Here is a 24,856-nt window from a genome sequence, read left to right on the forward strand (position 1 = left end):
GGAGTAAAAGGTAACGCATGAAAGCTGTAAGCCCCGGTAAATTGAAACGCCAGGAAGAGCAGGCCAGTTTTGTTAACTGGCGTTTTGCGTTGCTATGCAGTTGTATCTTGTTCGCGCTGGTGGGGTTGGTGTTGCGTATGACTTATTTGCAAGTGATCAACCCCGAACAACTGGTGAAACAAGGCGATATGCGTTCTCTGCGCGTGCAAGAGGTTCCAACAGCACGTGGTATGATCAGTGATCGCTCTGGTCGCCCACTGGCCGTCAGCGTACCGGTGAATGCTATCTGGGCCGACCCCAAGGAGCTTAACGAGCGTGGTGGTATCACGCTGGATTCGCGGTGGAAGGCGCTTTCCGATACGTTAAAAATCCCACTGGACCAACTCGCCAAACGGATTAATGCCAACCCTAATGGGCGTTTTGTCTATCTGGCGCGTCAGGTTGATCCGGCTATTGGTGACTATATTCACAAGTTGAAACTGCCTGGTATCTATCTGCGCCAAGAGTCACGCCGTTATTACCCGGCAGGACAAGTCACCGCACATATCATCGGCGTCACCAACATCGATGGTGCTGGCATAGAAGGGGTTGAGAAGAGCTTCGATCGCTGGCTGACCGGGCAACCTGGTGAACGTACTGTACGTAAAGACCGCTATGGGCGTGTTATTGAGGATATCGATTCTGTTGATAGCCAAGCAGCGCACAACTTGGCATTAAGTATTGATGAGCGTTTGCAGGCGCTGGTTTACCGTGAGCTGGATAATGCCGTCGCCTTCAACAAGGCAGAGTCAGGTACTGCGGTATTGGTGGATGTTAACACCGGTGAAGTGCTGGCGATGGCCAATAGCCCTTCCTATAACCCGAACAATATGGCCGGTACGCCGAAAGATACCATGCGTAACCGTGCGATAACCGATATTTTTGAGCCTGGTTCTACCGTGAAACCGATGGTGGTAATGACGGCATTGCAGCATGGCGTAGTGAAAGAAAACAGCGTGCTCGATACCATTCCTTATCGCATCAGTGGCCATGAAATTAAAGATGTGGCCCGCTATTCGGAATTGACGTTGACCGGGATCTTACAGAAGTCGAGTAACGTTGGTGTTTCAAAACTGGCGTTAGCGATGCCCTCCTCAGCGTTAGTAGATACTTACTCACGTTTTGGTTTGGGAAAAACGACCAACTTGGGGCTGGTCGGAGAAAGCAGTGGCTTATACCCAAAAAAACAACGGTGGTCTGACATAGAGAGGGCCACCTTCTCTTTCGGCTACGGGCTAATGGTAACACCGTTACAGTTAGCGCGAGTCTATGCCACGATCGGCAGTCTGGGCATTTATCGTCCACTGTCGATCACCAGAGTTGACCCTCCTGTTGCTGGTGAGCGAGTTTTTCCTGAGTCTACAGTGCGTTCCGTGATGCACATGATGGAAAGTGTGGCGTTACCCGGTGGTGGTGGGACAAGGGCTGCCATCAAAGGCTATCGTATTGCCATCAAGACGGGTACCGCCAAGAAGGTTGGGCCGGATGGCAAATATGTGGACAGATATATCGCCTATACCGCCGGTGTGGCACCGGCAAGTCAACCTCGTTTTGCGCTGGTGGTGGTCATCAATGACCCGCAGGGTGGGAGTTATTATGGTGGTGCAATTTCTGCACCGGTGTTTGGAGCCATCATGGGGGGAGTGTTACGGATCATGAATATTCAGCCTGATGCTCTGCCTGCCGGTGATAAAAGCGAACTGGTTATTAACAATAAAAAAGAGGGTCCAGGTGGCAGAACGTAATTTGCGCGATTTGCTCGCGCCGTGGGTGCCAGAAGCACCGGCGTGCCAGCTTAAAGAGATGATACTCGACAGCCGTATAGCCGCTGCCGGGGATCTGTTTGTTGCTGTTGTCGGTCATCAAACGGATGGTCGCAGTTATATTCCGCAAGCTATCGCGCAAGGTGTTGCCGCCATTATTGCCGAGGCAGAGGGCCAGGCTGAAGATGGTACCCTTTGCCAAATCCATGGCGTACCGGTGATTTATCTGAGCCAACTCAACCAACGCCTGTCGGCGCTGGCTGGGCGTTTTTACCATCAACCCGCCGAGCGTCTGCGTTTAATTGGTGTCACTGGCACTAACGGCAAAACCACCACCACTCAATTGCTGGCCCAATGGAGTCAGTTGTTGGGTGAAACCGCTGCGGTTATGGGAACGGTGGGGAATGGTTTGTTGGGCCAGGTTTGCCCCACTGAAAATACCACCGGTTCAGCGGTTGATGTACAGCATGTACTGAGCGACCTGGTGGAACAAGGTGCTACCTTGGCGGCGATGGAGGTTTCTTCTCATGGTTTGGTGCAGCACCGTGTGGCTGCGCTGCCCTTTGCTGCCGCCGTATTTACTAATTTGAGCCGTGATCACCTGGATTACCATGGCGATATGGCCAGTTACGAAGCCGCTAAATGGTCACTGTTCGCAGAGCATCAAGTGGGGCAGATGATTATCAATGCTGATGATCCCGTGGGGCAACGCTGGCTGGAAAAACTGCCAAATGCAGTGGCTGTTACCATGGAAGATCAACTGCCATCAGGCAACGCTCGTCGTTGGCTGAAAACTACCCTGGTAAATTACCACGACAATGGTGCCACCCTCCATTTCAGCTCAAGTTGGGGTGATGGAAAGATAGAAAGCCGCCTGATGGGGGCATTCAATGTGAGCAACCTGATTCTGGCCTTGGCGACGCTGCTGTCGCTGGACTATCCCCTTGATGAGTTGGTTAAGTCGGCCGATCAATTGCAACCGGTTTGTGGCCGTATGGAAGTGTTTAATGCGCCAGGCAAAGGAACGGTAGTGGTGGATTATGCCCACACCCCTGATGCACTGGAAAAAGCCTTACAGGCTGCTCGCTTGCACTGCCAGGGGCAACTGTGGTGCGTGTTTGGTTGTGGGGGAGATCGCGACAAAGGTAAGCGCCCACTTATGGGAGCCATTGCTGAGCAGTTCGCTGATCGAGTGGTGGTGACCGATGATAACCCGCGTACTGAAGAACCGCAGTCGATTATCAACGATATTCTGGCCGGATTGCTTGATGCTGGGCGTGTGCAGGTGATTCATGGCCGTGCAGAAGCGGTGACCAGTGCCATTATGCAAGCAAAACAACAAGATGTGGTATTGGTGGCAGGGAAAGGCCACGAGGATTACCAACTGGTGGGGAACCGTCGGTTGGATTACTCCGATCGTACTACGGTCGCACGCTTGCTGGGGTTACTGGTATGATCACGCTAACTCTTCAGACATTGGCGGCAGTATTGGATGCCGAGTTGATCGGTGACGATGGTCAAATTACTGAGGTGACAACCGATACTCGTCAGGTGACGCCTGGTTGCCTGTTTGTGGCATTAAAAGGGGAGCGTTTCGACGCTCATGACTTTGCCAACGATGCGGTAACCGCGGGGGCCGGGGCTCTGCTGGTGAGTAAGCGCTTATTGGTGGGGGTCCCGCAACTGGTGGTGAACGATACCCGTTTGGCGTTGGGGCAGTTGGCTGCCTGGGTGCGTCAGCAGGTGCCAGCCAAAGTGGTGGCACTGACCGGGTCATCGGGTAAGACTTCCGTGAAGGAAATGACGGCGGCCATTCTGCGTCAGTGCGGTGAGGTTCTGTATACCGCAGGTAACTTTAACAATGATATCGGTGTGCCGTTAACATTATTGCGTTTGCAGCCACAGCATGATTTTGCCGTGATCGAATTGGGTGCAAACCACATTGGTGAGATTGCTTATACCACTGCACTGACGCAACCGCAGAGTGCACTGGTCAATAATCTGTCAGCTGCACATCTTGAAGGCTTCGGTTCACTGGCTGGGGTGGCGCAAGCGAAAGGGGAGATCTTTTCGGGTTTGCCAACCGATGGTGTAGCGATCATCAATGCCGAGAATAACGACTGGCAACACTGGCAACATCAGTTGCAGGGGCAGACAGTGTGGCGTTTTTCCCCACAGGCAGCGGAGTCGGTGGATTTTTTTGCCAGCGATATTCAGGTGCAAGGCGGTGTGACCGATTTCACCTTACACAGTCCATTTGGTACAACCGCTATTACGTTGCCATTACCGGGTCGCCATAATGTGGCCAATGCGTTGGCGGCAGCGGCCTTGGCGATGTCAGTGGGTGCCCCGTTGGCGGCGGTGAGCGCAGGGTTGAAACAGCTTCAGGCGGTGCCGGGGCGTTTATTCCCCGTGATGTTGGCGGAAGGCAAACTGCTGCTGGACGACAGCTATAACGCCAATGTCGGTTCCATGAAGGCGGCAGCACAGGTTTTGGCAGAGATGCCGGGTTATCGTGTGATGGTGGTGGGTGATATGGCTGAGCTGGGTACTGAAGCTGAAGCTTGCCACCGCCAGGTAGGTGAAGCTGTTAAGTTGGCGGGTATCGATAAAGTCATCAGTGTCGGCAAGTTGAGTAGCATACTGAGTTCTGCCGCAGGTAACGGTGAGCATTATCAGGATCAGAGTGCAGTGATCGCGCGAGTCGCGGAATTACTGTCAGCACATGCGGTAATTACCGTGTTAATCAAAGGTTCACGTAGTGCCGCAATGGAGCAGGTAGTACGCGCGTTACAGGAGAAAGCACCATGTTAGTTTGGTTGGCTGAGTACTTGGTCAAATATCACACAGGTTTTAACGTCTTTTCTTATCTGACGTTCAGAGCCATTGTCAGCCTGTTGACTGCGCTGTTTATCTCTTTATGGATGGGGCCGCGGGTGATCAAACGGTTGCAGGAGCTCTCCTTTGGTCAGGTGGTGCGTAACGATGGGCCAGAGTCGCATTTTAGTAAACGCGGTACGCCGACGATGGGGGGGATCATGATCCTGACCTCGATCACTATTTCTGTGCTGATGTGGGCTTACCCCTCCAATCCTTACGTGTGGTGTGTTCTGTTTGTCTTGGTGGGTTACGGTATCGTTGGATTTATCGATGATTATCGCAAGGTGGTGCGCAAGGATACCAAAGGGTTGATTGCCCGTTGGAAGTACTTCTGGCAATCGGTGATTGCACTGATTGTAGCGTTCACCATGTATGCCATTGGGAAAGACACGCCAGCCACTGAGCTGGTAGTACCGTTTTTTAAGGACATCGTGCCACAGCTTGGCTTGCTGTATGTGTTGCTGGCGTATTTTGTGATTGTGGGCACCAGTAACGCAGTTAACCTCACCGATGGCCTCGATGGCTTGGCAATTATGCCAACCGTATTGGTTGCTGCTGGTTTTGCGTTGGTGGCCTGGGCTACCGGTAACATGAATTTTGCCAGCTATCTGCATATTCCTTATCTGCGTCATGCCGGTGAACTGGTTATCGTTTGTACCGCAATTGTTGGGGCCGGTTTAGGTTTCCTGTGGTTTAACACCTATCCGGCGCAGGTGTTTATGGGGGATGTGGGCTCATTAGCGTTGGGTGGGGCGCTGGGTACCATCGCAGTGCTGTTGCGGCAAGAGTTTTTGCTGGTGATTATGGGGGGCGTGTTTGTAGTTGAAACATTGTCGGTGATCTTACAGGTGGGATCATTCAAGCTCCGTGGCCAACGTATTTTTCGTATGGCACCGATTCACCATCACTATGAATTGAAAGGCTGGCCAGAACCCCGCGTGATTGTACGTTTCTGGATTATTTCGCTGATGCTGGTGCTAATTGGCCTGGCGACGCTGAAGGTGCGCTGATTATGGTGGATTATCAGGGTAAAAAAGTCGTTATTATCGGGTTAGGCTTAACTGGCCTCTCCTGTGTTGATTTTTTTATGACTCGCGGCGTGATACCGCAGGTGATGGATACCCGTATTTCGCCACCCGGGGTGGATAAACTCCCGGCAAGCGTGGAGCGGCATCTTGGCTCTTTAAATCTGCAATGGCTACTGGCGGCGGATTTGATTGTCGCTAGCCCAGGTGTCGCATTGACAACACCCGCTTTGCAGGCTGCCGTTGATGCCGGGGTGGAAATTGTCGGTGATGTGGAGTTGTTTTGCCGTGAGGCCAAGGCACCGATCGTGGCGATCACCGGCTCCAATGGCAAAAGTACCGTGACGACCCTAGTGGGCGAAATGGCCCAGGCCGCGGGTTGGGTCGTGGGGGTCGGGGGTAACATCGGCTTGCCAGCCCTTAATTTGTTACGCCAGGATTGCCAACTTTATGTGTTGGAGCTGTCGAGCTTCCAACTGGAAACCACCAAGAGCTTACATGCTGCTGCAGCCACTATCCTCAACGTGACCGAAGACCATATGGATCGCTATCCACATGGTTTACAGCAGTATCATGATGCTAAATTGCGCGTCTATGAAAATGCTGCGGTTTGTGTTGTAAACGCGGATGATGTCTTGACTATGCCTGCTCAGGGGCCTGACCAACGCTGTGTCAGTTTCGGGGTTGATGTGGGTGATTATCATTTAAATCATTATCAGGGTGAAACCTGGCTGCGCGTTAATGGCGAGAAAGTTCTCAATACCCGTGAGATGAAACTGGCGGGGCGTCATAACTACACCAACGCGCTTGCTGCTCTGGCTTTGGCAGATGCCGTCAAGTTGCCACGAACCTCCAGTTTGAATGCGTTGACGACCTTTACTGGCCTGCAACACCGTTTCCAACTGGTGTGGGAGCATCATGGTGTTCGCTGGATTAATGATTCAAAAGCGACCAATGTGGGCAGCACCGAAGCGGCACTGAATGGCTTGCAGGTAGACGGCACGCTCCACCTGTTGCTGGGCGGGGATGGTAAGTCGGCGGATTTCTCGTCATTGGCGCGTTATCTGCAGGGTGACAATCTGCGGCTGTACTGTTTTGGGCGCGATGGCGCACAGCTGACAATGCTGCGGCCAGACGTAGCGTTATTGACTGAAACCATGGAGCAGTCCATGCAGGTCATTGCCCGTCAGGTGAAACCTGGCGATATGGTGTTGTTATCACCGGCCTGTGCCAGCCTGGATCAGTTCCGTAATTTTGAAGTGCGTGGCAACGAGTTTGCTCGCCTGGCGCGGGAGCTTGGCGGATGAGGCTGCGTATACCGACGTTTGGCCTGACTAACAAACTGAAAGACTGGGTAATGGGCTCGCGTGAGCACGATTCAGCCAACATGGTGCTGTATGACCGTTCCCTGTTGTGGCTGACCTTGGGTCTGTCGGTTGTTGGTTTTGTGATGGTGACGTCGGCTTCGATGCCTATTGGCCAGCGCTTGGCTGATGATCCGTTTTTGTTTGCCAAGCGTGATGCGCTCTATCTTGGTTTGGCCATTGCATTATCCATCGTGACGCTACGTATTCCCATGGAAGTGTGGCAGCGTTACAGCAACGTTATGCTGCTGGTTTCAATGGTGATGTTGGTCATTGTGTTGGTGGTGGGCAGTTCAGTCAATGGCGCATCGCGTTGGATTTCACTTGGTCCATTGCGCATTCAACCGGCGGAATTATCCAAATTGTCGCTGTTTTGTTACCTATCAAGTTATCTGGTGCGCAAAGTTGAAGAAGTGCGTACTAACTTCTGGGGTTTCTGTAAGCCGATGAGTGTGATGGTGGTTCTGGCGGTATTGCTATTGGCACAGCCGGATCTGGGTACGGTAGTGGTGCTGTTTATCACCACGCTGGCGATGCTGTTTTTGGCTGGTGCTAAAATGTGGCAGTTCCTGGCGATCATCGGTTCCGGCGTGTTTGCTGTGGGGTTGCTGATCATTGCTGAACCTTACCGTATGCGTCGCGTGACCTCATTCTGGAATCCATGGGCTGACCCGTTTGGTAGTGGTTACCAGTTAACTCAATCATTGATGGCATTTGGCCGCGGTGAGCTTTGGGGTCAAGGTCTGGGGAACTCGGTGCAGAAACTGGAATATCTGCCAGAAGCCCATACCGACTTTATCTTCTCTATTTTAGGTGAGGAACTAGGCTATATCGGTGTGGTTCTTGTCCTGTTAATGGTATTCTTCGTCGCCTTTCGTGCCATGTCGATTGGCCGCAGAGCATTGCAGATTGACCAGCGGTTTTCTGGCTTTCTGGCATGTGCTATCGGGGTTTGGTTCAGTTTCCAAGTACTGGTTAACGTTGGGGCAGCGGCGGGCATGTTACCCACCAAAGGGTTGACGTTACCACTGATCAGTTATGGTGGCTCAAGCCTGTTGATTATGTCGACGGCACTGGTGCTGTTGTTACGCATTGATTATGAAACACGTCTGACTAAAGCTCAGGCGTTTGTGAAGAGGTAGCGGATGAGTGGCAAAGCTAAGCGTTTAATGGTGATGGCAGGTGGTACCGGGGGGCATGTCTTCCCTGGGCTGGCAGTTGCACATCATCTGATGGCGCAGGGCTGGCAGGTCCGTTGGTTGGGTACCGCAGACCGAATGGAAGCGGATCTGGTGCCTAAGCATGGGATCGAAATTGATTTTATCCATATCTCTGGCTTGCGCGGTAAAGGGCTGAAGGCGCAATTAATGGCGCCAATACGCATTTGGCGTGCGGTAGGTGAGGCCAAGGTGATTATGCGCAGCTATCAACCAGATGTGGTGCTGGGAATGGGGGGATACGTTTCCGGCCCTGGTGGCCTGGCGGCTTGGTTGTGTGGTATCCCGGTGGTGTTGCATGAGCAAAATGGTATCGCTGGCCTGACCAACCGCTGGCTGGCAAAGATAGCCAAGAAAGTGTTACAGGCATTTCCCGGTGCGTTTCCCAATGCGGAAGTGGTTGGTAACCCGGTGCGGACTGATGTTTTGGCGTTGCCTCTTCCTGAAGAGCGTTTGAGTGGGCGGGATGGGTCGACGCGAGTGCTAGTCATTGGTGGCAGCCAAGGGGCTCGGATATTGAACCAGACCGTTCCTGAAGTCGCGGCACTGTTGGGTGATAGAATAACGCTCTGGCACCAGGTCGGTAAGGGGGCTTTACCAATGGTATTAGAGGATTACCAACGGGTAGGGCAAACCGGGCATAAAGTGACCGAGTTTATCGATGATATGGCTGCTGCTTATGCCTGGGCCGACGTCGTGTTATGTCGTTCTGGCGCATTGACGGTAAGTGAAGTGGCCGCGGCTGGTTTACCCGCCATTTTTGTGCCATTCCAACATAAAGACCGCCAGCAATACTGGAATGCTCGCCCGCTGGAACAGGCGGGTGCGGCGAAGATTATTGAACAGCCGCAGTTTACTGCCGATGCGGTGGCTGAACTGCTGGCAAGTTGGGACCGCCCAAGGTTATTGGCAATGGCGGAAAAGGCCCGTGCGGTCGCCATCCCGGATGCTACCGAGCGTGTGGCGGCTGAAATTGCCCGCTTGGCAGGGGCTTAATAAGTTATTCAAAATTTTACTGGGCTAGTTGAGAAGTAGGTTAGACCCGGGTTTAGGCAAGTTGCAGTTAGAACATCTGTAGCTTGAATAACAATGAGTATCAATAGAGTTCGCAGATAGAACCCGAATAGAGAGAGTGATGAATACACAACAGTTGGCGAAACTACGTACTTTCGTGCCTGAGATGCGACGCGTTCGGCACATTCACTTTGTTGGCATTGGTGGTGCTGGCATGGGGGGGATCGCCGAAGTGTTGGCTAATGAAGGTTACCAGATTAGTGGTTCCGACTTGGCACCTAATCCGGTAACTCAACAATTGAGTGAACTTGGGGCGACCATTTATTTCCATCACCGGCCAGAAAATGTGTTGGATGCCAGTGTGGTTGTGGTTTCCACCGCTATTCCCGCTGATAACCCGGAAATTGTCGCCGCCCGTGAGGCGCGTATTCCGGTGATCCAGCGTGCTGAAATGCTGGCGGAGTTGATGCGTTATCGTCATGGTATTGCCATTGCCGGTACCCACGGAAAAACGACCACCACGGCGATGGTGAGCAGTATTTATGCGGAAGCTGGTCTTGACCCGACTTTTGTCAACGGTGGGTTGGTGAAGTCAGCAGGTACCCATGCACGTTTGGGATCCAGCCGTTATTTGATAGCGGAAGCCGATGAGAGCGATGCGTCATTCTTGCATCTGCAACCGATGGTGGCGATTGTCACCAATATCGAAGCTGACCATATGGATACTTACCAGGGCAATTTCGAGAATCTGAAACAGACATTTATTAACTTCCTGCATAATTTGCCGTTTTATGGCCGTGCAGTGATGTGTATTGATGACCCGGTAGTGCGTGAGTTACTGCCTCGGGTAGGGCGTCATATCACCACTTATGGTTTTAGCGAAGATGCTGATGTGCGGGTAGATAACTACCGTCAGGTTGGGCCGCAGGGCTATTTTACGCTGATTCGCCAGGATAAACCGCTAATGACGGTGACCCTGAATGCCCCTGGCCGCCATAATGCGCTGAATGCCGCCGCCGCCGTGGCCGTGGCTACAGAGGAAGGCATTAGTGATGACGCCATACTGCGTGCGTTGGCGGGTTTTCAGGGAACAGGTCGGCGCTTTGATTTCTTGGGGGAATTCCCACTGGCAGCGGTCAATAAGTCGTCAGGCAGCGCGATGCTGGTGGATGATTACGGACACCACCCGACAGAAGTGGATGCCACTATCAAGGCTGCCCGTGCCGGTTGGCCAAGTAAGCGTTTGGTGATGGTGTTCCAACCGCATCGTTATACGCGTACTCGTGATCTGTATGATGATTTTGCCAATGTGTTGTCACAAGTTGATGTTTTGCTGATGCTGGATGTTTACCCTGCGGGTGAAGCGGCGATCCCTGGTGCTGATAGCCGCAGTTTGTGCCGTACTATTCGCAATCGCGGCAAACTCGATCCGATCCTGGTGTCTGATGTGGACACTCTACCGGCGACGTTGGCACAATTGTTACAAGATGATGACCTAGTGTTGGTGCAAGGAGCCGGTAATGTCGGTAAAATTGCGCGCAAATTGGCCGAGCTGAAGCTGGTACCACAGAATAAAGAGGAGGAACATCATGACTGATAAAGTTGCTGTACTGTTGGGTGGTACCTCCGCAGAGCGTGAAGTTTCACTGCAATCAGGCGCTGCCGTGCTGGCAGGGTTGAAAGAAGCTGGGGTTGACGCTTATGCCGTGGACCCCCGTGATTTCCCCGTTACTCAACTGAAAGCAGAGGGTTTCACCAAGGTATTTATTGCACTACATGGTCGTGGTGGTGAAGATGGCACGCTGCAGGGGGTGCTGGAGTTTCTACAACTGCCTTATACCGGTAGTGGTGTCATGGCTTCGGCACTGACCATGGATAAATGGCGCACTAAAATGGTGTGGCAATCCATGGGGCTGCCGGTGGCACCTTATGTGGTATTGAATCGTCAGCAATACCAGGGCGCAGAACGGCAGAGTTTGTTGGCCGCCATTGAATTACTCGGCTTACCCTTGATCGTCAAGCCAAGCCGTGAAGGTTCCAGCGTGGGGATGAGCAAAGTCTCTGAACCCAACGCGCTTGACAGTGCATTGGAAGCGGCTTTTGTCCATGATGATGATATTCTGGTGGAGAAGTGGCTGAGTGGCCCGGAATATACTGTTGCGATCCTGGGTGACCAGGTCTTGCCTTCTATCCGCATCCAACCTGCAGGCATATTTTACGATTATCAGGCGAAATACATAGCTGATGATACGCAATATTTTTGCCCAAGTGGTCTGAATGCGCAGCAGGAAGCCGATTTGGCACAGTTGGCATTACGCGCTTATCGTGGGTTGGGTTGTCGCGGCTGGGGCCGTGTTGACGTTATGCAGGATAGCGATGGCAGCTTCTACCTGTTGGAGGTGAATACCTCCCCGGGCATGACCAGCCACAGTCTGGTGCCAATGGCGGCTCGTCAGTCTGGCTTAACATTCTCGCAACTGGTTGCGGGGATTTTGGCGTTGGCAGACTAAAATGTCGCAGGCAGCGCTGAATGTGCGTGGTCGTGAAGCAGACAATGGCCCGCGCCGCAGCAATGGAACCCAGTTGGCAGGAATCATTTTCCTGCTGATGGTACTGGGAACCATTTTAGGTAGTGGCTGGATAGTGCTTGGCTGGATGAAGGATGCCAGCCGTCTGCCGCTTTCTAAGTTGGTGGTGACAGGGGAACGCCATTACACCACTAACGATGATATTCGTCAGGCGATCTTGGCGTTGGGTGAACCAGGAACGTTTATGACACAGGACGTGAATGTCATTCAGCAACAGATTGAACGGATACCCTGGATTAAGCAGGCCAGTGTGCGTAAACAGTGGCCGGATGAGCTGAAAATCAATCTGGTGGAGTATGTCCCGGTTGCACATTGGAATGATTTACATATGGTCGATGCAGATGGCAAATCATTCAGCGTACCGTTAGAACGGTTAGGCAAGCAGAAATTACCGCTGCTCTATGGCCCGGAAGGCAGCGAACAAGATGTTCTCGAGGGGTATCGCGAAATGAACAGCGTGTTAGCGGCCAGTAAGTACCCGCTTAAAATGGTTGCCATGACAGCGCGCCATTCTTGGCAGTTGGCTTTAGAAAACGATGTTAGGCTCGAACTAGGGCGTGATGACCGTATCGGGCGTTTACAGCGATTTATTGGGCTTTATCCGGTGTTATTGCAGCAGGCACAGGCAGAAAACCAACGTATCAGTTCTGTCGATCTACGTTATGACTCCGGTGCTTCGGTCGGTTGGGCACCGGCGTTTATCGAGCCGCAGGCAGCAAGTGATCTGCCAAAACAGTAATCAGCAACAGAATCAAGCACAGGCAAAACAACAATGATCAAGTCGACGGACAGAAAACTGGTAGTTGGACTGGAGATCGGTACGGCAAAGGTCTCCGCATTGGTAGGGGAAGTTCTGCCCGATGGCATGATCAATATTATTGGCGTAGGCAGTTGCCCCTCTCGTGGTATGGATAAAGGCGGGGTTAATGATCTTGAGTCAGTAGTCAAGTGTGTACAGCGGGCGATTGATCAAGCTGAACTGATGGCTGACTGCCAGATTTCTTCAGTCTATCTGGCGTTATCGGGTAAACATATCAGTTGTCAGAATGAGATTGGCATGGTGCCTATTTCTGAAGAGGAAGTGACGCAGGAAGATGTGGAAAATGTGGTGCATACGGCCAAGTCAGTCCGTGTGCGCGATGAGCATCGCATTCTGCACGTGATCCCGCAGGAATACGCCATTGATTATCAGGAAGGTATCAAGAATCCGGTCGGGTTATCCGGTGTGCGTATGCAGGCTAAAGTGCATTTGATCACTTGCCATAATGATATGGCGAAAAATATTGTCAAAGCGGTTGAACGTTGTGGTCTGAAAGTTGACCAACTTATTTTCGCCGGTCTGGCTGCCAGTTATGCCGTACTGACTGAAGATGAACGTGAACTCGGTGTCTGTGTGGTGGATATCGGCGGTGGTACAATGGACATGGCGGTTTATACTGGTGGCGCGTTGCGTCATACTAAAGTTATTCCTTACGCCGGGAATGTGGTTACCAGCGATATCGCTTATGCTTTTGGTACGCCGCCTGCAGACGCTGAAGCGATTAAAGTTCGACATGGCTGTGCCCTTGGTTCTATTGTCAGCAAGGATGAAAGTGTAGAGGTACCCAGCGTTGGCGGGCGTCCTCCTCGTAGTCTACAAAGACAGACACTGGCGGAAGTGATTGAGCCTCGTTATACCGAGCTGTTAAATCTGGTTAACGATGAAATTTTGCAATTGCAGGAACAACTCAGGAGCCAAGGGGTGAAGCATCATCTGGCAGCAGGTATTGTGTTGACCGGTGGTGCCGCTCAGATAGATGGACTGGCAGCCTGTGCGCAACGGGTATTCCATACTCAGGTACGTATCGGCCAGCCTTTGAACATCACAGGGCTAACGGATTATGCGCAAGAGCCATACTATTCCACTGCGGTGGGGCTGTTGCATTATGGAAAAGAGTCTCACCTAAGTGGTGAAGGCGAAGTAGAAAAACGCGCTTCAGTGGGCAATTGGTTTAAACGTATCAATAGCTGGCTGAGAAAAGAATTTTAATGTTTTAACAAAGAGATCATCTGGATGTCGTTTTATGATCTCGCAGCGACAGGCAAAAACGGAGAGAAATTATGTTTGAACCGATGGAACTAACCAATGACGCGGTGATTAAAGTCATCGGCGTCGGCGGTGGCGGTGGCAACGCCGTTGAACACATGGTGCGAGAGCGCATTGAAGGTGTGGAATTCTTCGCTGTTAATACAGACGCTCAGGCGCTACGTAAAACGGCGGTGGGTCAAACCATTCAGATTGGTAACGGTATTACCAAAGGTTTGGGGGCCGGTGCGAACCCGGAGGTCGGTCGCAATTCAGCAGAAGAAGATCGTGAAGCCTTGCGCGCAGCACTCGAAGGTGCAGACATGGTCTTCATTGCAGCCGGAATGGGCGGCGGTACCGGTACCGGTGCTGCGCCAGTGGTGGCTGAAGTAGCAAAAGATTTAGGGATTCTGACTGTGGCGGTGGTGACCAAGCCTTTCAATTTTGAAGGCAAGAAGCGCATGGCATTCGCGGAACAGGGTATTGCTGAACTGTCCAAGCATGTTGACTCGCTGATCACTATCCCGAATGACAAACTGCTCAAGGTGCTCGGTCGCGGTATCTCTCTGTTGGACGCGTTCGGTGCAGCTAATGACGTGCTGAAAGGTGCTGTACAGGGCATTGCTGAGTTGATTACTCGCCCAGGATTGATGAACGTTGACTTTGCCGACGTGCGTACTGTCATGTCTGAGATGGGTTATGCGATGATGGGTTCTGGCGTAGCCTCTGGTGAAGACCGTGCTGAAGAAGCAGCAGAAATGGCCATTTCCAGCCCACTGCTGGAAGATATCGACCTGTCTGGTGCGCGTGGCGTGTTGGTCAACATTACTGCTGGCTTCGATCTGCGTTTGGATGAGTTTGAGACAGTAGGTAACACCATTCGTGCTTTTGCTTCCGACAATGCGACTGTGGTGATTGGTACGTCGCTGGATCCTGAAATGAACGACGAATTGCGTGTAACGGTGGTGGCGACAGGTATCGGGATGGATAAGCGTCCTGAAATCACGTTGGTGACTAATAAGCAGGCCAGCCAGACTGTAATGGATCATCGTTACCAGCAGCATGGTATGTCACCCTTGCAGCAGGAAGTAAAACCTGCCGCTAAAGTGGTGAATGATCAGACCGCGCAGCCAAGCAAAGAGCCTGACTATCTCGATATTCCAGCTTTCCTGCGTAAGCAGGCAGACTGAATATAACCGATAATTTGGCATCTCCGCTCTTTGTGCTAGACTGTCCTACCAGTTTTTACTATGTTAGGGCTGGCAGGATTGATAATATTGCGAGATAACACGATGATCAAACAGAGGACATTAAAACGTATTGTCCAAGCGACAGGGGTCGGTTTACATACCGGCAAGAAAGTTACGCTGACAATGCGTCCCGCACCGGCGAATACCGGGGTCATCTATCGTCGCACTGACCTGAATCCACCGGTTGATTTTCCGGCTGATGCAAAATCCGTGCGTGATACCATGCTCTGTACTTGCCTGGTTAACGAGTATGACGTACGTATTTCTACTGTTGAGCACCTTAATGCCGCATTGGCAGGCTTGGGTATTGATAACATCATCATTGAAGTTGATGCTGCTGAAATCCCAATCATGGATGGTAGCGCCAGCCCGTTCGTTTTCTTACTGATGGATGCCGGTATTGAAGAGCTGAGTTCAGCAAAGAAATTTCTGCGTCTGAAAGAGACAGTGCGTGTTGAAGATGGTGACAAGTGGGCGGAATTATCCCCTTACAACGGGTTCCGTCTCGATTTTACTATTGACTTCAACCATCCAGCTATTGATGCCAGTACGCAGCGTTATCGCCTTGATTTTTCTGCCGATTCGTTCGTGCGTCAAATCAGCCGAGCGCGTACTTTTGGTTTTATGCGTGATATTGAATACTTGCAATCCCGTGGCTTGGCCTTAGGGGGCAGTTTCGATTGCGCTATTGTCGTGGACGACTATCGAGTCTTGAACGAAGACGGCCTGCGCTTCGAAGATGAATTCGTTCGCCACAAAATGCTGGATGCCATTGGTGATCTGTTTATGTGTGGCCACAATATTATTGGCGCTTTTACCGCCTATAAATCAGGGCACGCACTGAACAACAAGTTGCTGCAAGCCGTTCTGGCAAAACAGGAAGCTTGGGAATTTGTGACATTCCAGGATGAGGCCGAAATGCCATTGGCATTCAAGGCACCATCAACCGTATTGGCATAAGCCAGTACGACGATTATTTATTACGACTGGTGGCGTTGGCTCTCTCTCCTGCCAACGATGCCAGTCGTTCTAATTTCTTCTTCAATTTCTCAGGGCTTCGTGCCGCCACCCCCAGCAGATGTTCCGCACTCTCTTGGCTCAAGTAACGCAATGGTGCCATTGATGGTGCATTTTCACTCGTTTTTGCCACATTTTGGATCTGATGATGGCCTTTTGCCATTAACGTTGGATTAATCCTGATGTCGATCGACGACAATGATGGTAGAATTTGCGCTCGTAGTGCGGAGAGCAGGCTGGGTTGTTCATAGCGTAAGCGCATGAGCCAACTGGCATTGGCAGTTTCCAGCACTAAAATACCTTGTCTGAAGTTGGCGACGCGGCACCAAGGGTGCAGTTGGCTAGGTAACAAGCCTTTCACTGCCCGGTTGAGTTTTAACAGTGCAATGGCGCGTTGCTGGATGTTATGCAGCGGCCCTTTTTCAGCAGCAGCGTCGTCATCAAACAGGGCATCTAATAATTGTGGACGGCTATCGCGCATAATGGGCTCCGGCGGATAATAAACTCGTGATCGGTATCTTAAATCGTTGGCGACAATTTGGCAGACGTTATTTCTGGCCTCATCTCCTGTTGGGGATGGTAGCGGCCACACTTGGCGTACCGCAAAATCTGCTCGGCAATAACGATCAAACCGTATTACCCAGTACCTCGTCTAGCCTTAACCGTCAAAATTCGGCCAACAATGCGTTTAATAATCTGGCATTGTTGCAAGAAGTACATCGCCGCCCAACATTCAACGTTGATTACTGGCACCAGCATGCACTGCGGACGGTCATTCGTCACCTCTCTTTTGCACTGGTACCACAGGTGGTTTATGCCCGGGTGCAAGAAGCCGAGGTCAATGCCGTTGAACCCCCTTTACAGGTGGCTCAACTGGCCCTGCTCTCGACGCTTAATGCGTTATTGACGCATGAACCCAGACCACCGGCGATTATTCGTGAGACACACCCCACCACCTTTGCTGATTTGGAACAATACCAGATTGGGCTTTGGCTTGCTCAGGTACGGGGTATTCGTGCCGGGCCAAGCATACTCTGCTGACTTTTTGCCATTCTGGCAATAAAAACCAATAAATAACAGTTTGTTAGTGGCAGATAACGTGCCGCCATGTAAGAGATATTAAAAATTATGTTAACCAAATTATTGACCAAAGTTTTTGGCAGCAGTAACGATCGTACCCTACGCCGTATGCGCAAAGCGGTTGAAATGATCAACCGTCTCGAACCAGACATGGAAAAGTTGTCTGATAGCGAATTACAGGCTAAAACCGATGAGTTTCGTGAACGCCTGAAAAAGGGCGAAGTGCTGGAAAGCCTGATTCCGGAAGCCTTCGCCGTGGTGCGCGAAGCCAGTAAACGTGTATTTGGTATGCGCCATTTTGATGTGCAATTAATGGGCGGGATGGTGCTGAATGAGCGTTGCATCGCCGAGATGCGTACTGGTGAAGGTAAAACATTGACGGCAACACTGCCTGCCTATCTGAATGCCTTGAGTGGCCGTGGCGTGCATGTGGTCACGGTCAACGACTATTTGGCCCAGCGTGATGCCGAGAATAACCGTCCACTGTTCGAATTTTTGGGTTTATCGGTGGGTATCAACCTGCCAGGAATGCCAGCTCCCGCCAAGCGTGCGGCTTATGCTGCAGATATTACTTATGGTACCAATAACGAATATGGTTTTGACTACCTGCGTGACAACATGGCGTTCAGCCCGGAAGAGCGCGTACAGCGTAAACTGCATTACGCATTGGTGGATGAAGTTGACTCGATTCTGATCGATGAAGCGCGTACACCGTTGATCATCTCTGGCCCGGCAGAAGATAGCTCAGAGATGTACATCCGGGTTAACAAGCTGATCCCGCAATTGATCCGTCAGGAAAAAGAAGACTCGGATACTTTTCATGGGGAAGGGCACTTTTCGGTTGATGAAAAAGCGCGTCAGGTTCACCTGACCGAACGCGGCCTGATCATGATTGAAGAGATGTTGGTGGAAGCAGGCATTATGGCTGAAGGTGAGTCACTGTATTCACCAACCAATATCATGCTGATGCACCATGTTACCGCAGCATTACGCGCTCATGTGCTATTTACGCGCGATGTTGACTACATCGTCAAGGATGGCGAAGTCATTATTGTTGATGAGCACACTGGGCGTACCATGCAGGGCCGCCGCTGGTCTGATGGTTTACACCAGGCGGTAGAAGCCAAAGAAGGGGTGGAAATTCAGAATGAAAACCAGACCTTGGCATCTATCACTTTCCAGAATTATTTCCGTTTGTACGAAAAACTGGCTGGTATGACCGGTACCGCAGATACTGAAGCGTTTGAGTTCAGGTCTATTTACAAGCTGGATACCATCGTTGTGCCCACCAACCGGCCAATGATCCGTAAAGATATGCCGGATCTGGTCTATATGACAGAACGAGAGAAAATCGCTGCAATCATTGATGATATCCGTGAACGTACCAGCAATGGACAACCGGTGTTAGTAGGGACGATTTCCATTGAAAAATCGGAAGTGGTTTCCCGCGAACTGACCAAAGCAGGCATCGAGCATCAGGTTCTGAACGCTAAATTCCACGCCATGGAAGCGGATATTGTGGCTCAGGCAGGTCAAACTAGCGCAGTAACTATTGCAACTAACATGGCTGGTCGTGGTACCGATATTGTCTTGGGGGGAAGTTGGCAGGCTGAATTGGCCGCGTTGACAGACCCAACGGAAGAACAGATCGCCGCCATCAAAGATGCCTGGCAGATCCGTCACGATGCTGTTTTGGCAGCCGGTGGTTTGCATATTATCGGTACAGAACGCCATGAATCGCGCCGTATCGACAACCAGTTACGTGGTCGTTCTGGTCGTCAAGGTGATGCCGGTTCTTCCCGTTTCTACCTATCCATGGAAGATGCACTGATGCGTATTTTTGCATCAGACCGTGTCTCAGGCATGATGCGTAAACTGGGTATGAAAGAAGGGGAAGCGATAGAACACCCGTGGGTGACCAAAGCGATTGCCAATGCGCAACGTAAGGTTGAAAGTCGCAACTTTGATATTCGTAAACAGTTGCTGGAATATGATGATGTCGCCAATGACCAGCGCCGTGCGATCTACAGCCAGCGTAATGAATTGCTGGATGTGGTTGATATTAGCGAAACGATTATCAGCATTCGTGAAGATGTGTTTAAAACCACCATCGATAACTACATTCCACCACAATCACTGGAAGAAATGTGGGATGTACCGGGCTTGGAAGAGCGTCTGAAAAATGACTTCGATCTTGATATGCCCATTGCCGAGTGGTTGGACAAAGAACCGCAACTGCATGAAGAAACGCTGCGTGAACGTATTCTGGAGAATGCAAAAGAGACCTATTTGCGCAAAGAAGAGGTTGTCGGTACCGATATGATGCGCAACTTCGAGAAAGGCGTCATGCTGCAGACTTTGGATTCCTTGTGGAAAGAGCACCTGGCGGCAATGGACTACTTGCGTCAAGGTATTCACTTGCGTGGTTATGCGCAAAAAGATCCGAAGCAGGAGTACAAGCGTGAGTCTTTCAACATGTTTGGCAATATGCTTGAGTCACTAAAATATGAAGTGATTAGTGTGCTGAGCAAGGTCCAGGTAAGGATGCCGGAAGAGGTTGAGGCATTAGATCAGCAACGCCGTGAGGAAGCTGAACGTCTGGCACGTCAGCAACAACTGAGCCACCAGGAGGAGAACGCGTTGGATGTTCGGGATCCCAATGCACCGGTAGTGGCTGAGCGAAAAATCGGGCGCAATGATCCTTGCCCATGTGGTTCTGGCAAGAAGTACAAACAATGCCACGGGCGTATACAGTAATAAGCTAGACCAGTAAGGGTTCAGCTTGTGCGGAACCCTTCAGGTTATCGCTAACATTCATCTGAGGTTCAGCCTAGGCTGAACTTTTTTGTATATCATGCCTGGAAATAAAGTCAGGAGGGGATGATGAAGCATCTGAATATTGCCGTAGGAATTATCCGTAATCCGCATCAGGAAATTTTTATTACTCGCCGTGCTGCTGATTCACATATGGCTGGTTTTTGGGAGTTTCCAGGCGGTAAGGTCGAGGCAGGTGAAACTGTTGAGCAGGCGTTATATCGAGAATTACTCGAAGAAACGGGGATTTATGTTCATCAGATACAATTTGTCGATGTGCTGGAACATCGTTTTAGCGATCGTATTGTCACGCTGAATTTCTATCTGGTGGAAGAGTGGAGAGGCGAGCCTTCTGGTCGTGAGGGTCAGTTAGGGCGGTGGGTAAAACAGAGTGAATTGTGTGAGAATGAGTTCCCAGAAGCCAACGCCAGTATTATCAAGTTACTGCTGGCACAGGCCAGCAGGGCACTATGATTTACCAGGTTTGATTTGCCGGGCCTGATTTTCCGACCCGCTTATCACCCGATGGCATGGTTAGCAGGTCAATGGTCTCCTGCTTCTTCACTCCAATCTTCTGACTCCGAGAGTTCATTACTGCTTGGAATGCGTTTTTCTTCATCAGCCCATTCACCAAGGTCGATCAACTGACAGCGTTTGCTGCAAAACGGACGATATGGGCTGATCTCTCCCCAAACGATGGCTTTACCACAAGTTGGGCATTTAACTATGGTTGTCATAATGCTTATTTCTCCCCTTTATATCCGTAAGGGCTTAATTTTAATGTGTTAACAGCAAGCTAGTTCAAAGTTCAACCGTTCTGGCACGAGACCATTTTCATTGTCCAGTGGTAGAAAACGGATAGCATAACGTGTTTTATGACCAGAGATTTGCGGGTAGAGTTGATGATCCAGGTTGATCCGTAAACGTAGCAGATCAGCACCTTCGGCATTGTCTTGAAAGAACCCATTCAGGCTGGTTTGGTTGCGAAATGATCCGGTTTGGCGTACTAAACCCAAGATGATGGTAAGCGCTTGGTTTAATGGTTCTAGGGTATCTAGCCAAGCTTTAACGTCGGCATTACGTTCATGCTGTGGAATATGCATCCAGATATGTAATGTAGGTAAGTCGAAACTGCAGCAACCCCCAGGAATACTCAAGCGTTGACGTACCAGGCTAATCAAGCGATCTTCACGTAAGGCCTGCCCCATACGAGGTGCTGTCATCAGTGAAGTTGCACGGGATTTCAGTTGGTCGCGTAACTCATCGATTACTGATATATCAACACCGGGCATTTCTGCCCACTGCTGTAATTTCTGCTGTTGGCGCTCTAACTCCTTCAACAACTCGGTGCGAACTTCGCCACGGTCTAACACATCTAGCAAGTCTGCGGTGGTGCGAAAAAAGGCCAGCGCAATCGATGTGTCACTCAGGGTTCTATGTGCCCCGAGTTGTTGCAGTAAAAACTCGATTCGCAGCCAAGTTCTCATTTTTTCATTCAACGGGTGTTCAAAAAGAACGGTTGGAGAAACGTCGCTCATTCAATTTAATCCTGTCGGGGAGCTGAGGTTGCCAGCTCAAGATAGCGGCGATGCAGGGAGGCAACAGAAGGCTCTATCCCTAGCGTACTGCCACTATTGTCAATGACGTCATCCGCAATGGCCAGACGCTGTTCACGTGTGGCTTGTGCAGACAAAATGTTCATTGCCTGTTGGCGGCTAATACCGTCACGGGCCATAGTGCGTGCTAATTGTGTTTCGTGGTCCACATCGACAACTAAAACACGGTTAGCATATTTTTGGAGCCTATTTTCTGCCAACAACGGTACGACCCACAGCACATAGGGGCTGTCAGCTTGCGCTAATTGGCGCTGTGTTTCCTGTTGGATCAATGGGTGCAGCAACTGTTCCAGCCAGGCTTTCTCATCTGGATGGCTGAAGATCCATTGACGCAGGGCTGAACGGTTAAGTGAACCATCTGCTTGCATTATTTCATGGCCAAAATGTGTCTCAATGGCTATTAATGCAGGGCTCCCCGGTTCGACAACCTTGCGGGCAATCACATCTGCATCAACAATGGTGACACCTAAATGTGCAAAAGCAGCTGTAACGGTTGACTTGCCACTGCCAATGCCACCGGTCAACGCAACAACGTAAGCCATAAAAAGGAAGGCTCCTAATAAATAATAAACGAATCATAAATCGATCGTAAACAAGTGCCAGTAGGGAAGAATAACTTAACCGACTCATTTTACGCTGGTCAGTTCATCAAAGCGCATACTCTTGCCTACTGGCTAAGTACAGCACGGAGGTGGCACCACGATCCATTGAGGAACTAGGTCTACATTATCGCAGGTAAATTTGTGGGATTGTAGCGTAAATAAACAAGAAATCGCAGTCTTGCCGAACGATTATTAGTGCGTATGATAACGTCACTGGAACTGGCATTAATCTGCCCAGCGTTTTCAGACCGTTGTGTGGTGTGTTACTGGGGGCGTTTGTGTTAGGCCCCGTTAGTCACCACTGGCTCTTTATTCGGGCCGTGGTTTGAAATCTGTAGGGTAGAGGTTCGAATACTCCCTCTGCTCCGCGATCTGTCGCCAAAAACCAGGAATTATTTGTCATGCGTATTGAAGAAGATTTGAAGTTGGGTTTTAAAGATGTGTTGATCCGCCCGAAACGCTCTACATTGAAAAGTCGCTCAGAGGTTGAATTGGCTCGCCAGTTTACCTTCAAACATTCAGGTTGGAGTTGGTCCGGGGTGCCGATTATTGCGGCCAATATGGATACCGTGGGTACTTTCCGTATGGCTGAGGCTTTGGCTTCTTTTAATGTGCTGACTGCCATTCATAAACACTACAGTGTTGAACAATGGGCTGAGTTTGTGGTGCGAGTGCCTGACTCCACGTTACATCATGTGATGGTTTCCACCGGGACTTCCGAGGCGGATTTCATCAAAATGAAACAAATACTGGCACTTTCACCTGCATTGAAATTCATCTGTATTGATGTTGCCAATGGATACTCCGAACACTTTGTTGCCTTCTTGCAAAAAGCGCGTGAAGCTTGCCCGAGCCATGTGATTTGCGCGGGTAATGTAGTGACCGGTGAAATGGTAGAAGAGTTGGTACTGTCTGGTGCTGATATTGTTAAAGTAGGTATTGGCCCTGGCTCGGTTTGTACAACACGTGTGAAAACCGGTGTTGGCTACCCGCAGCTTTCTGCGGTTATCGAGTGTGCTGATGCTGCACACGGGCTGGGCGGGCAGATTGTAAGTGATGGTGGTTGTTCAGCGCCGGGCGATGTGGCTAAAGCTTTCGGCGGTGGTGCAGATTTTGTGATGCTCGGCGGTATGTTGGCGGGGCATGATGAATGTGAAGGCAGTGTCGTTGAAGAAAATGGCGAAAAATTCATGCTGTTTTATGGTATGAGTTCAGAGTCTGCAATGAAGCGCCACGTCGGTGGTGTTGCTGGATATCGTGCAGCGGAAGGTAAAACGGTTAAATTACCACTGCGTGGTGAAGTTGAGTTTACTGTACGCGATATTCTTGGCGGTTTACGCTCTGCTTGCACTTATGTTGGTGCAGAACGCTTGAAAGAATTAACTAAGCGTACAACGTTTATCCGGGTTGCAGAGCAGGAAAACCGCGTTTTCACTAGTAAGTGATCGTATAGAATCATATTTATACCCAAAATACTTCAAGTTGCAGCTAACCCGCTGCAATTTGAAGTATTAAATATAAATATCCATGCCAAAATTAATGGACATCGGCGATAGTGGAATCGTCTAATATAAGCTTAATACATCCCTTCTCAATGGGCCATATGTCGAAAAAGGTCCTTCCCCCTAGTTTTCTTATGACACTATTCTTATGAGCATAAGTGGTTTTTGGTGAAATATTTAATCGTAGACTGATGAATGAAATACTCTTGCCATCAATGATATAGGAAAACACTGATTTCTCGCGCTCAGACAAAATATTCTTTTTAAACAATTTTTTACTTGCAGTCACTTTTTTTATGGCAGAGTCTATCTCTTCAATTGTGGCTTTTCTATCCAATATAGTGTGTTGCATAAAGGCATGATTGAAATTATTTTTATCTTTTGTTGGGATGATGATTATCTGCCCTGGAAATTCCCCTACCGATATTAGATATGAGATTTTCATACAGAAGTTTGACATGTTTAAAATAAAAATATCACTATTTTTATATTTGTTTTTTTTGATTTTATCAACAAGATTTCTTGGAGTCTCCCTTTTTATAGAATGGCCGATAGCCATCATGGCACTCGATAATCCCATGAAAAAATAATTATTTTGTGTTGTTACATATATTGGCATAATGTTTTTCTGCTAAATTATTTTATTCCAATATACAATATGTATATTGATTGATTTTAAAGCGGGTTATAAATGGTGCGTGGAATAAGTTTTTACACAAGGTATAATATCTTTGATACTGTATCTACCTGCAGTATGTTCAGTGGGTAGTTAGCTATCTGCCACAATGGTTTCACTATAAAGTTGAGTGATACTTTCTTCTTTCAATCGATATCCTCTACTACGTATAGTCAGTATAAAATCTTCTGCTAAACCAATCTGGTTTAGTTTATCTCTTAACTCCTTCGTCACCTGGTTTAGTCGTTTGTAAGATGAAATAAGCCCACGCTTATCCCAGACTTCACTTAAAATATTTTCATAGGGAATAACCGTTTGTTTAGCATTCTCGAGTAGGTAAATAA

At 50.0% G+C, this 24,856-nt stretch carries 23 protein-coding genes; 17 read left to right on the plus strand and 6 right to left on the minus strand.

Going from position 1 to position 24,856, the window contains the following annotated elements; genetic code table 11:
• Positions 1–17: 17 nt before the first annotated feature.
• The 13 genes from IO95_RS03390 to lpxC all read left to right on the plus strand — a co-directional run bounded on the left by IO95_RS03390 (position 18) and on the right by lpxC (position 16,165).
• Positions 18–1,784: a peptidoglycan glycosyltransferase FtsI gene (locus tag IO95_RS03390; RefSeq protein ID WP_023488952.1), complete on the plus strand. Its 1,767-nt coding sequence runs from the start codon at positions 18–20 to the stop codon at positions 1,782–1,784.
• On the plus strand, positions 1,771–3,258 hold the full coding sequence (gene murE, locus IO95_RS03395; RefSeq protein WP_023488951.1) for a UDP-N-acetylmuramoyl-L-alanyl-D-glutamate--2,6-diaminopimelate ligase: 1,488 nt from the start codon (positions 1,771–1,773) through the stop codon (positions 3,256–3,258). Before IO95_RS03390 ends, murE begins: the two co-directional genes overlap by 14 nt.
• A complete protein-coding gene (gene murF, locus IO95_RS03400; RefSeq protein ID WP_023488950.1) occupies positions 3,255–4,616 on the plus strand; it encodes a UDP-N-acetylmuramoyl-tripeptide--D-alanyl-D-alanine ligase in 1,362 nt (453 codons plus the stop codon). Before murE ends, murF begins: the two co-directional genes overlap by 4 nt.
• A complete protein-coding gene (mraY, locus tag IO95_RS03405) occupies positions 4,610–5,692 on the plus strand; it encodes a phospho-N-acetylmuramoyl-pentapeptide-transferase (RefSeq protein ID WP_023488949.1) in 1,083 nt (360 codons plus the stop codon). The genes murF and mraY overlap by 7 nt, the downstream gene beginning before the upstream one ends.
• A 2-nt stretch (positions 5,693–5,694) precedes the next feature.
• Positions 5,695–7,014 carry a UDP-N-acetylmuramoyl-L-alanine--D-glutamate ligase gene (murD, locus tag IO95_RS03410; RefSeq protein WP_023488948.1) on the plus strand — a complete coding sequence of 440 codons (1,320 nt, stop codon included), beginning with the start codon at positions 5,695–5,697 and terminating at the stop codon, positions 7,012–7,014.
• A 2-nt stretch (positions 7,015–7,016) separates the two neighbouring features.
• Positions 7,017–8,213: a cell division protein FtsW gene (gene ftsW / locus IO95_RS03415; RefSeq protein ID WP_152554889.1), complete on the plus strand. Its 1,197-nt coding sequence runs from the start codon at positions 7,017–7,019 to the stop codon at positions 8,211–8,213.
• A gap of 3 nt (positions 8,214–8,216) precedes the next feature.
• Entirely contained in the window at positions 8,217–9,284 is a 1,068-nt protein-coding gene (gene murG / locus IO95_RS03420; RefSeq protein ID WP_023488946.1) for an undecaprenyldiphospho-muramoylpentapeptide beta-N-acetylglucosaminyltransferase, read from the plus strand.
• A gap of 139 nt (positions 9,285–9,423) precedes the next feature.
• Entirely contained in the window at positions 9,424–10,899 is a 1,476-nt protein-coding gene (gene murC / locus IO95_RS03425) for a UDP-N-acetylmuramate--L-alanine ligase (RefSeq protein WP_023488945.1), read from the plus strand.
• Complete coding sequence (locus IO95_RS03430; protein ID WP_023488944.1) at positions 10,892–11,812, plus strand: D-alanine--D-alanine ligase; 921 nt, start codon at positions 10,892–10,894, stop codon at positions 11,810–11,812. The genes murC and IO95_RS03430 overlap by 8 nt, the downstream gene beginning before the upstream one ends.
• Position 11,813: 1 nt before the next feature.
• Positions 11,814–12,629: a cell division protein FtsQ gene (gene ftsQ / locus IO95_RS03435; RefSeq protein WP_023488943.1), complete on the plus strand. Its 816-nt coding sequence runs from the start codon at positions 11,814–11,816 to the stop codon at positions 12,627–12,629.
• A 33-nt stretch (positions 12,630–12,662) separates the two neighbouring features.
• Positions 12,663–13,919, plus strand: coding sequence for a cell division protein FtsA (gene ftsA / locus IO95_RS03440; RefSeq protein ID WP_037383849.1), 1,257 nt, complete (start codon positions 12,663–12,665; stop codon positions 13,917–13,919).
• Between the two features lie 71 nt (positions 13,920–13,990).
• A complete protein-coding gene (gene ftsZ, locus IO95_RS03445; protein ID WP_023492281.1) occupies positions 13,991–15,145 on the plus strand; it encodes a cell division protein FtsZ in 1,155 nt (384 codons plus the stop codon).
• 102 nt (positions 15,146–15,247) lie between these two features.
• A complete protein-coding gene (lpxC, locus tag IO95_RS03450) occupies positions 15,248–16,165 on the plus strand; it encodes a UDP-3-O-acyl-N-acetylglucosamine deacetylase (RefSeq protein WP_023492282.1) in 918 nt (305 codons plus the stop codon).
• Between the two features lie 13 nt (positions 16,166–16,178).
• Here the strand turns inward: lpxC and IO95_RS03455 are convergent, their stop codons facing one another.
• Positions 16,179–16,703: a DUF721 domain-containing protein gene (locus IO95_RS03455; protein ID WP_023492284.1), complete on the minus strand. Its 525-nt coding sequence runs from the start codon at positions 16,701–16,703 to the stop codon at positions 16,179–16,181.
• Between the two features lie 26 nt (positions 16,704–16,729).
• Here IO95_RS03455 and secM point away from each other — a divergent pair, with 26 nt between their 5' ends.
• The 3 genes from secM (at position 16,730) to mutT (ending at position 20,590) form a co-directional block, all read left to right on the plus strand.
• Positions 16,730–17,263: a secA translation cis-regulator SecM gene (secM, locus tag IO95_RS03460; RefSeq protein ID WP_023492285.1), complete on the plus strand. Its 534-nt coding sequence runs from the start codon at positions 16,730–16,732 to the stop codon at positions 17,261–17,263.
• A gap of 87 nt (positions 17,264–17,350) precedes the next feature.
• The gene (gene secA / locus IO95_RS03465; RefSeq protein WP_023492286.1) at positions 17,351–20,059 is read left to right on the plus strand and encodes a preprotein translocase subunit SecA; all 2,709 of its coding nucleotides are present in this window, start codon (positions 17,351–17,353) and stop codon (positions 20,057–20,059) included.
• A gap of 126 nt (positions 20,060–20,185) precedes the next feature.
• Complete coding sequence (gene mutT, locus IO95_RS03470) at positions 20,186–20,590, plus strand: 8-oxo-dGTP diphosphatase MutT (protein ID WP_023492287.1); 405 nt, start codon at positions 20,186–20,188, stop codon at positions 20,588–20,590.
• Positions 20,591–20,658: 68 nt separating this feature from the next.
• Here mutT and yacG read toward each other — a convergent pair whose 3' ends face one another.
• The 3 genes from yacG to coaE are packed head-to-tail and all read right to left on the minus strand — an operon-like array spanning position 20,659 to position 22,274.
• Entirely contained in the window at positions 20,659–20,853 is a 195-nt protein-coding gene (gene yacG, locus IO95_RS23840; protein WP_023492288.1) for a DNA gyrase inhibitor YacG, read from the minus strand.
• A gap of 48 nt (positions 20,854–20,901) precedes the next feature.
• Entirely contained in the window at positions 20,902–21,654 is a 753-nt protein-coding gene (gene zapD / locus IO95_RS03475) for a cell division protein ZapD (protein ID WP_037383851.1), read from the minus strand.
• Between the two features lie 5 nt (positions 21,655–21,659).
• On the minus strand, positions 21,660–22,274 hold the full coding sequence (gene coaE, locus IO95_RS03480; protein WP_023492028.1) for a dephospho-CoA kinase: 615 nt from the start codon (positions 22,272–22,274) through the stop codon (positions 21,660–21,662).
• Between the two features lie 461 nt (positions 22,275–22,735).
• On the opposite strand from coaE, the gene IO95_RS03485 reads away from it, so the two are divergent.
• Entirely contained in the window at positions 22,736–23,779 is a 1,044-nt protein-coding gene (locus tag IO95_RS03485) for a GMP reductase (RefSeq protein WP_023492029.1), read from the plus strand.
• A gap of 91 nt (positions 23,780–23,870) precedes the next feature.
• Here IO95_RS03485 and IO95_RS03490 read toward each other — a convergent pair whose 3' ends face one another.
• Both IO95_RS03490 and IO95_RS03495 read right to left on the minus strand, forming a co-directional pair.
• The gene (locus IO95_RS03490; RefSeq protein WP_037383854.1) at positions 23,871–24,455 is read right to left on the minus strand and encodes a LuxR C-terminal-related transcriptional regulator; all 585 of its coding nucleotides are present in this window, start codon (positions 24,453–24,455) and stop codon (positions 23,871–23,873) included.
• A 150-nt stretch (positions 24,456–24,605) separates the two neighbouring features.
• On the minus strand, positions 24,606–24,856 hold a 251-nt coding region (locus tag IO95_RS03495; protein WP_037383862.1), incomplete at its 5' end, for a helix-turn-helix domain-containing protein.

Source organism: Serratia sp. DD3, from assembly GCF_000496755.2.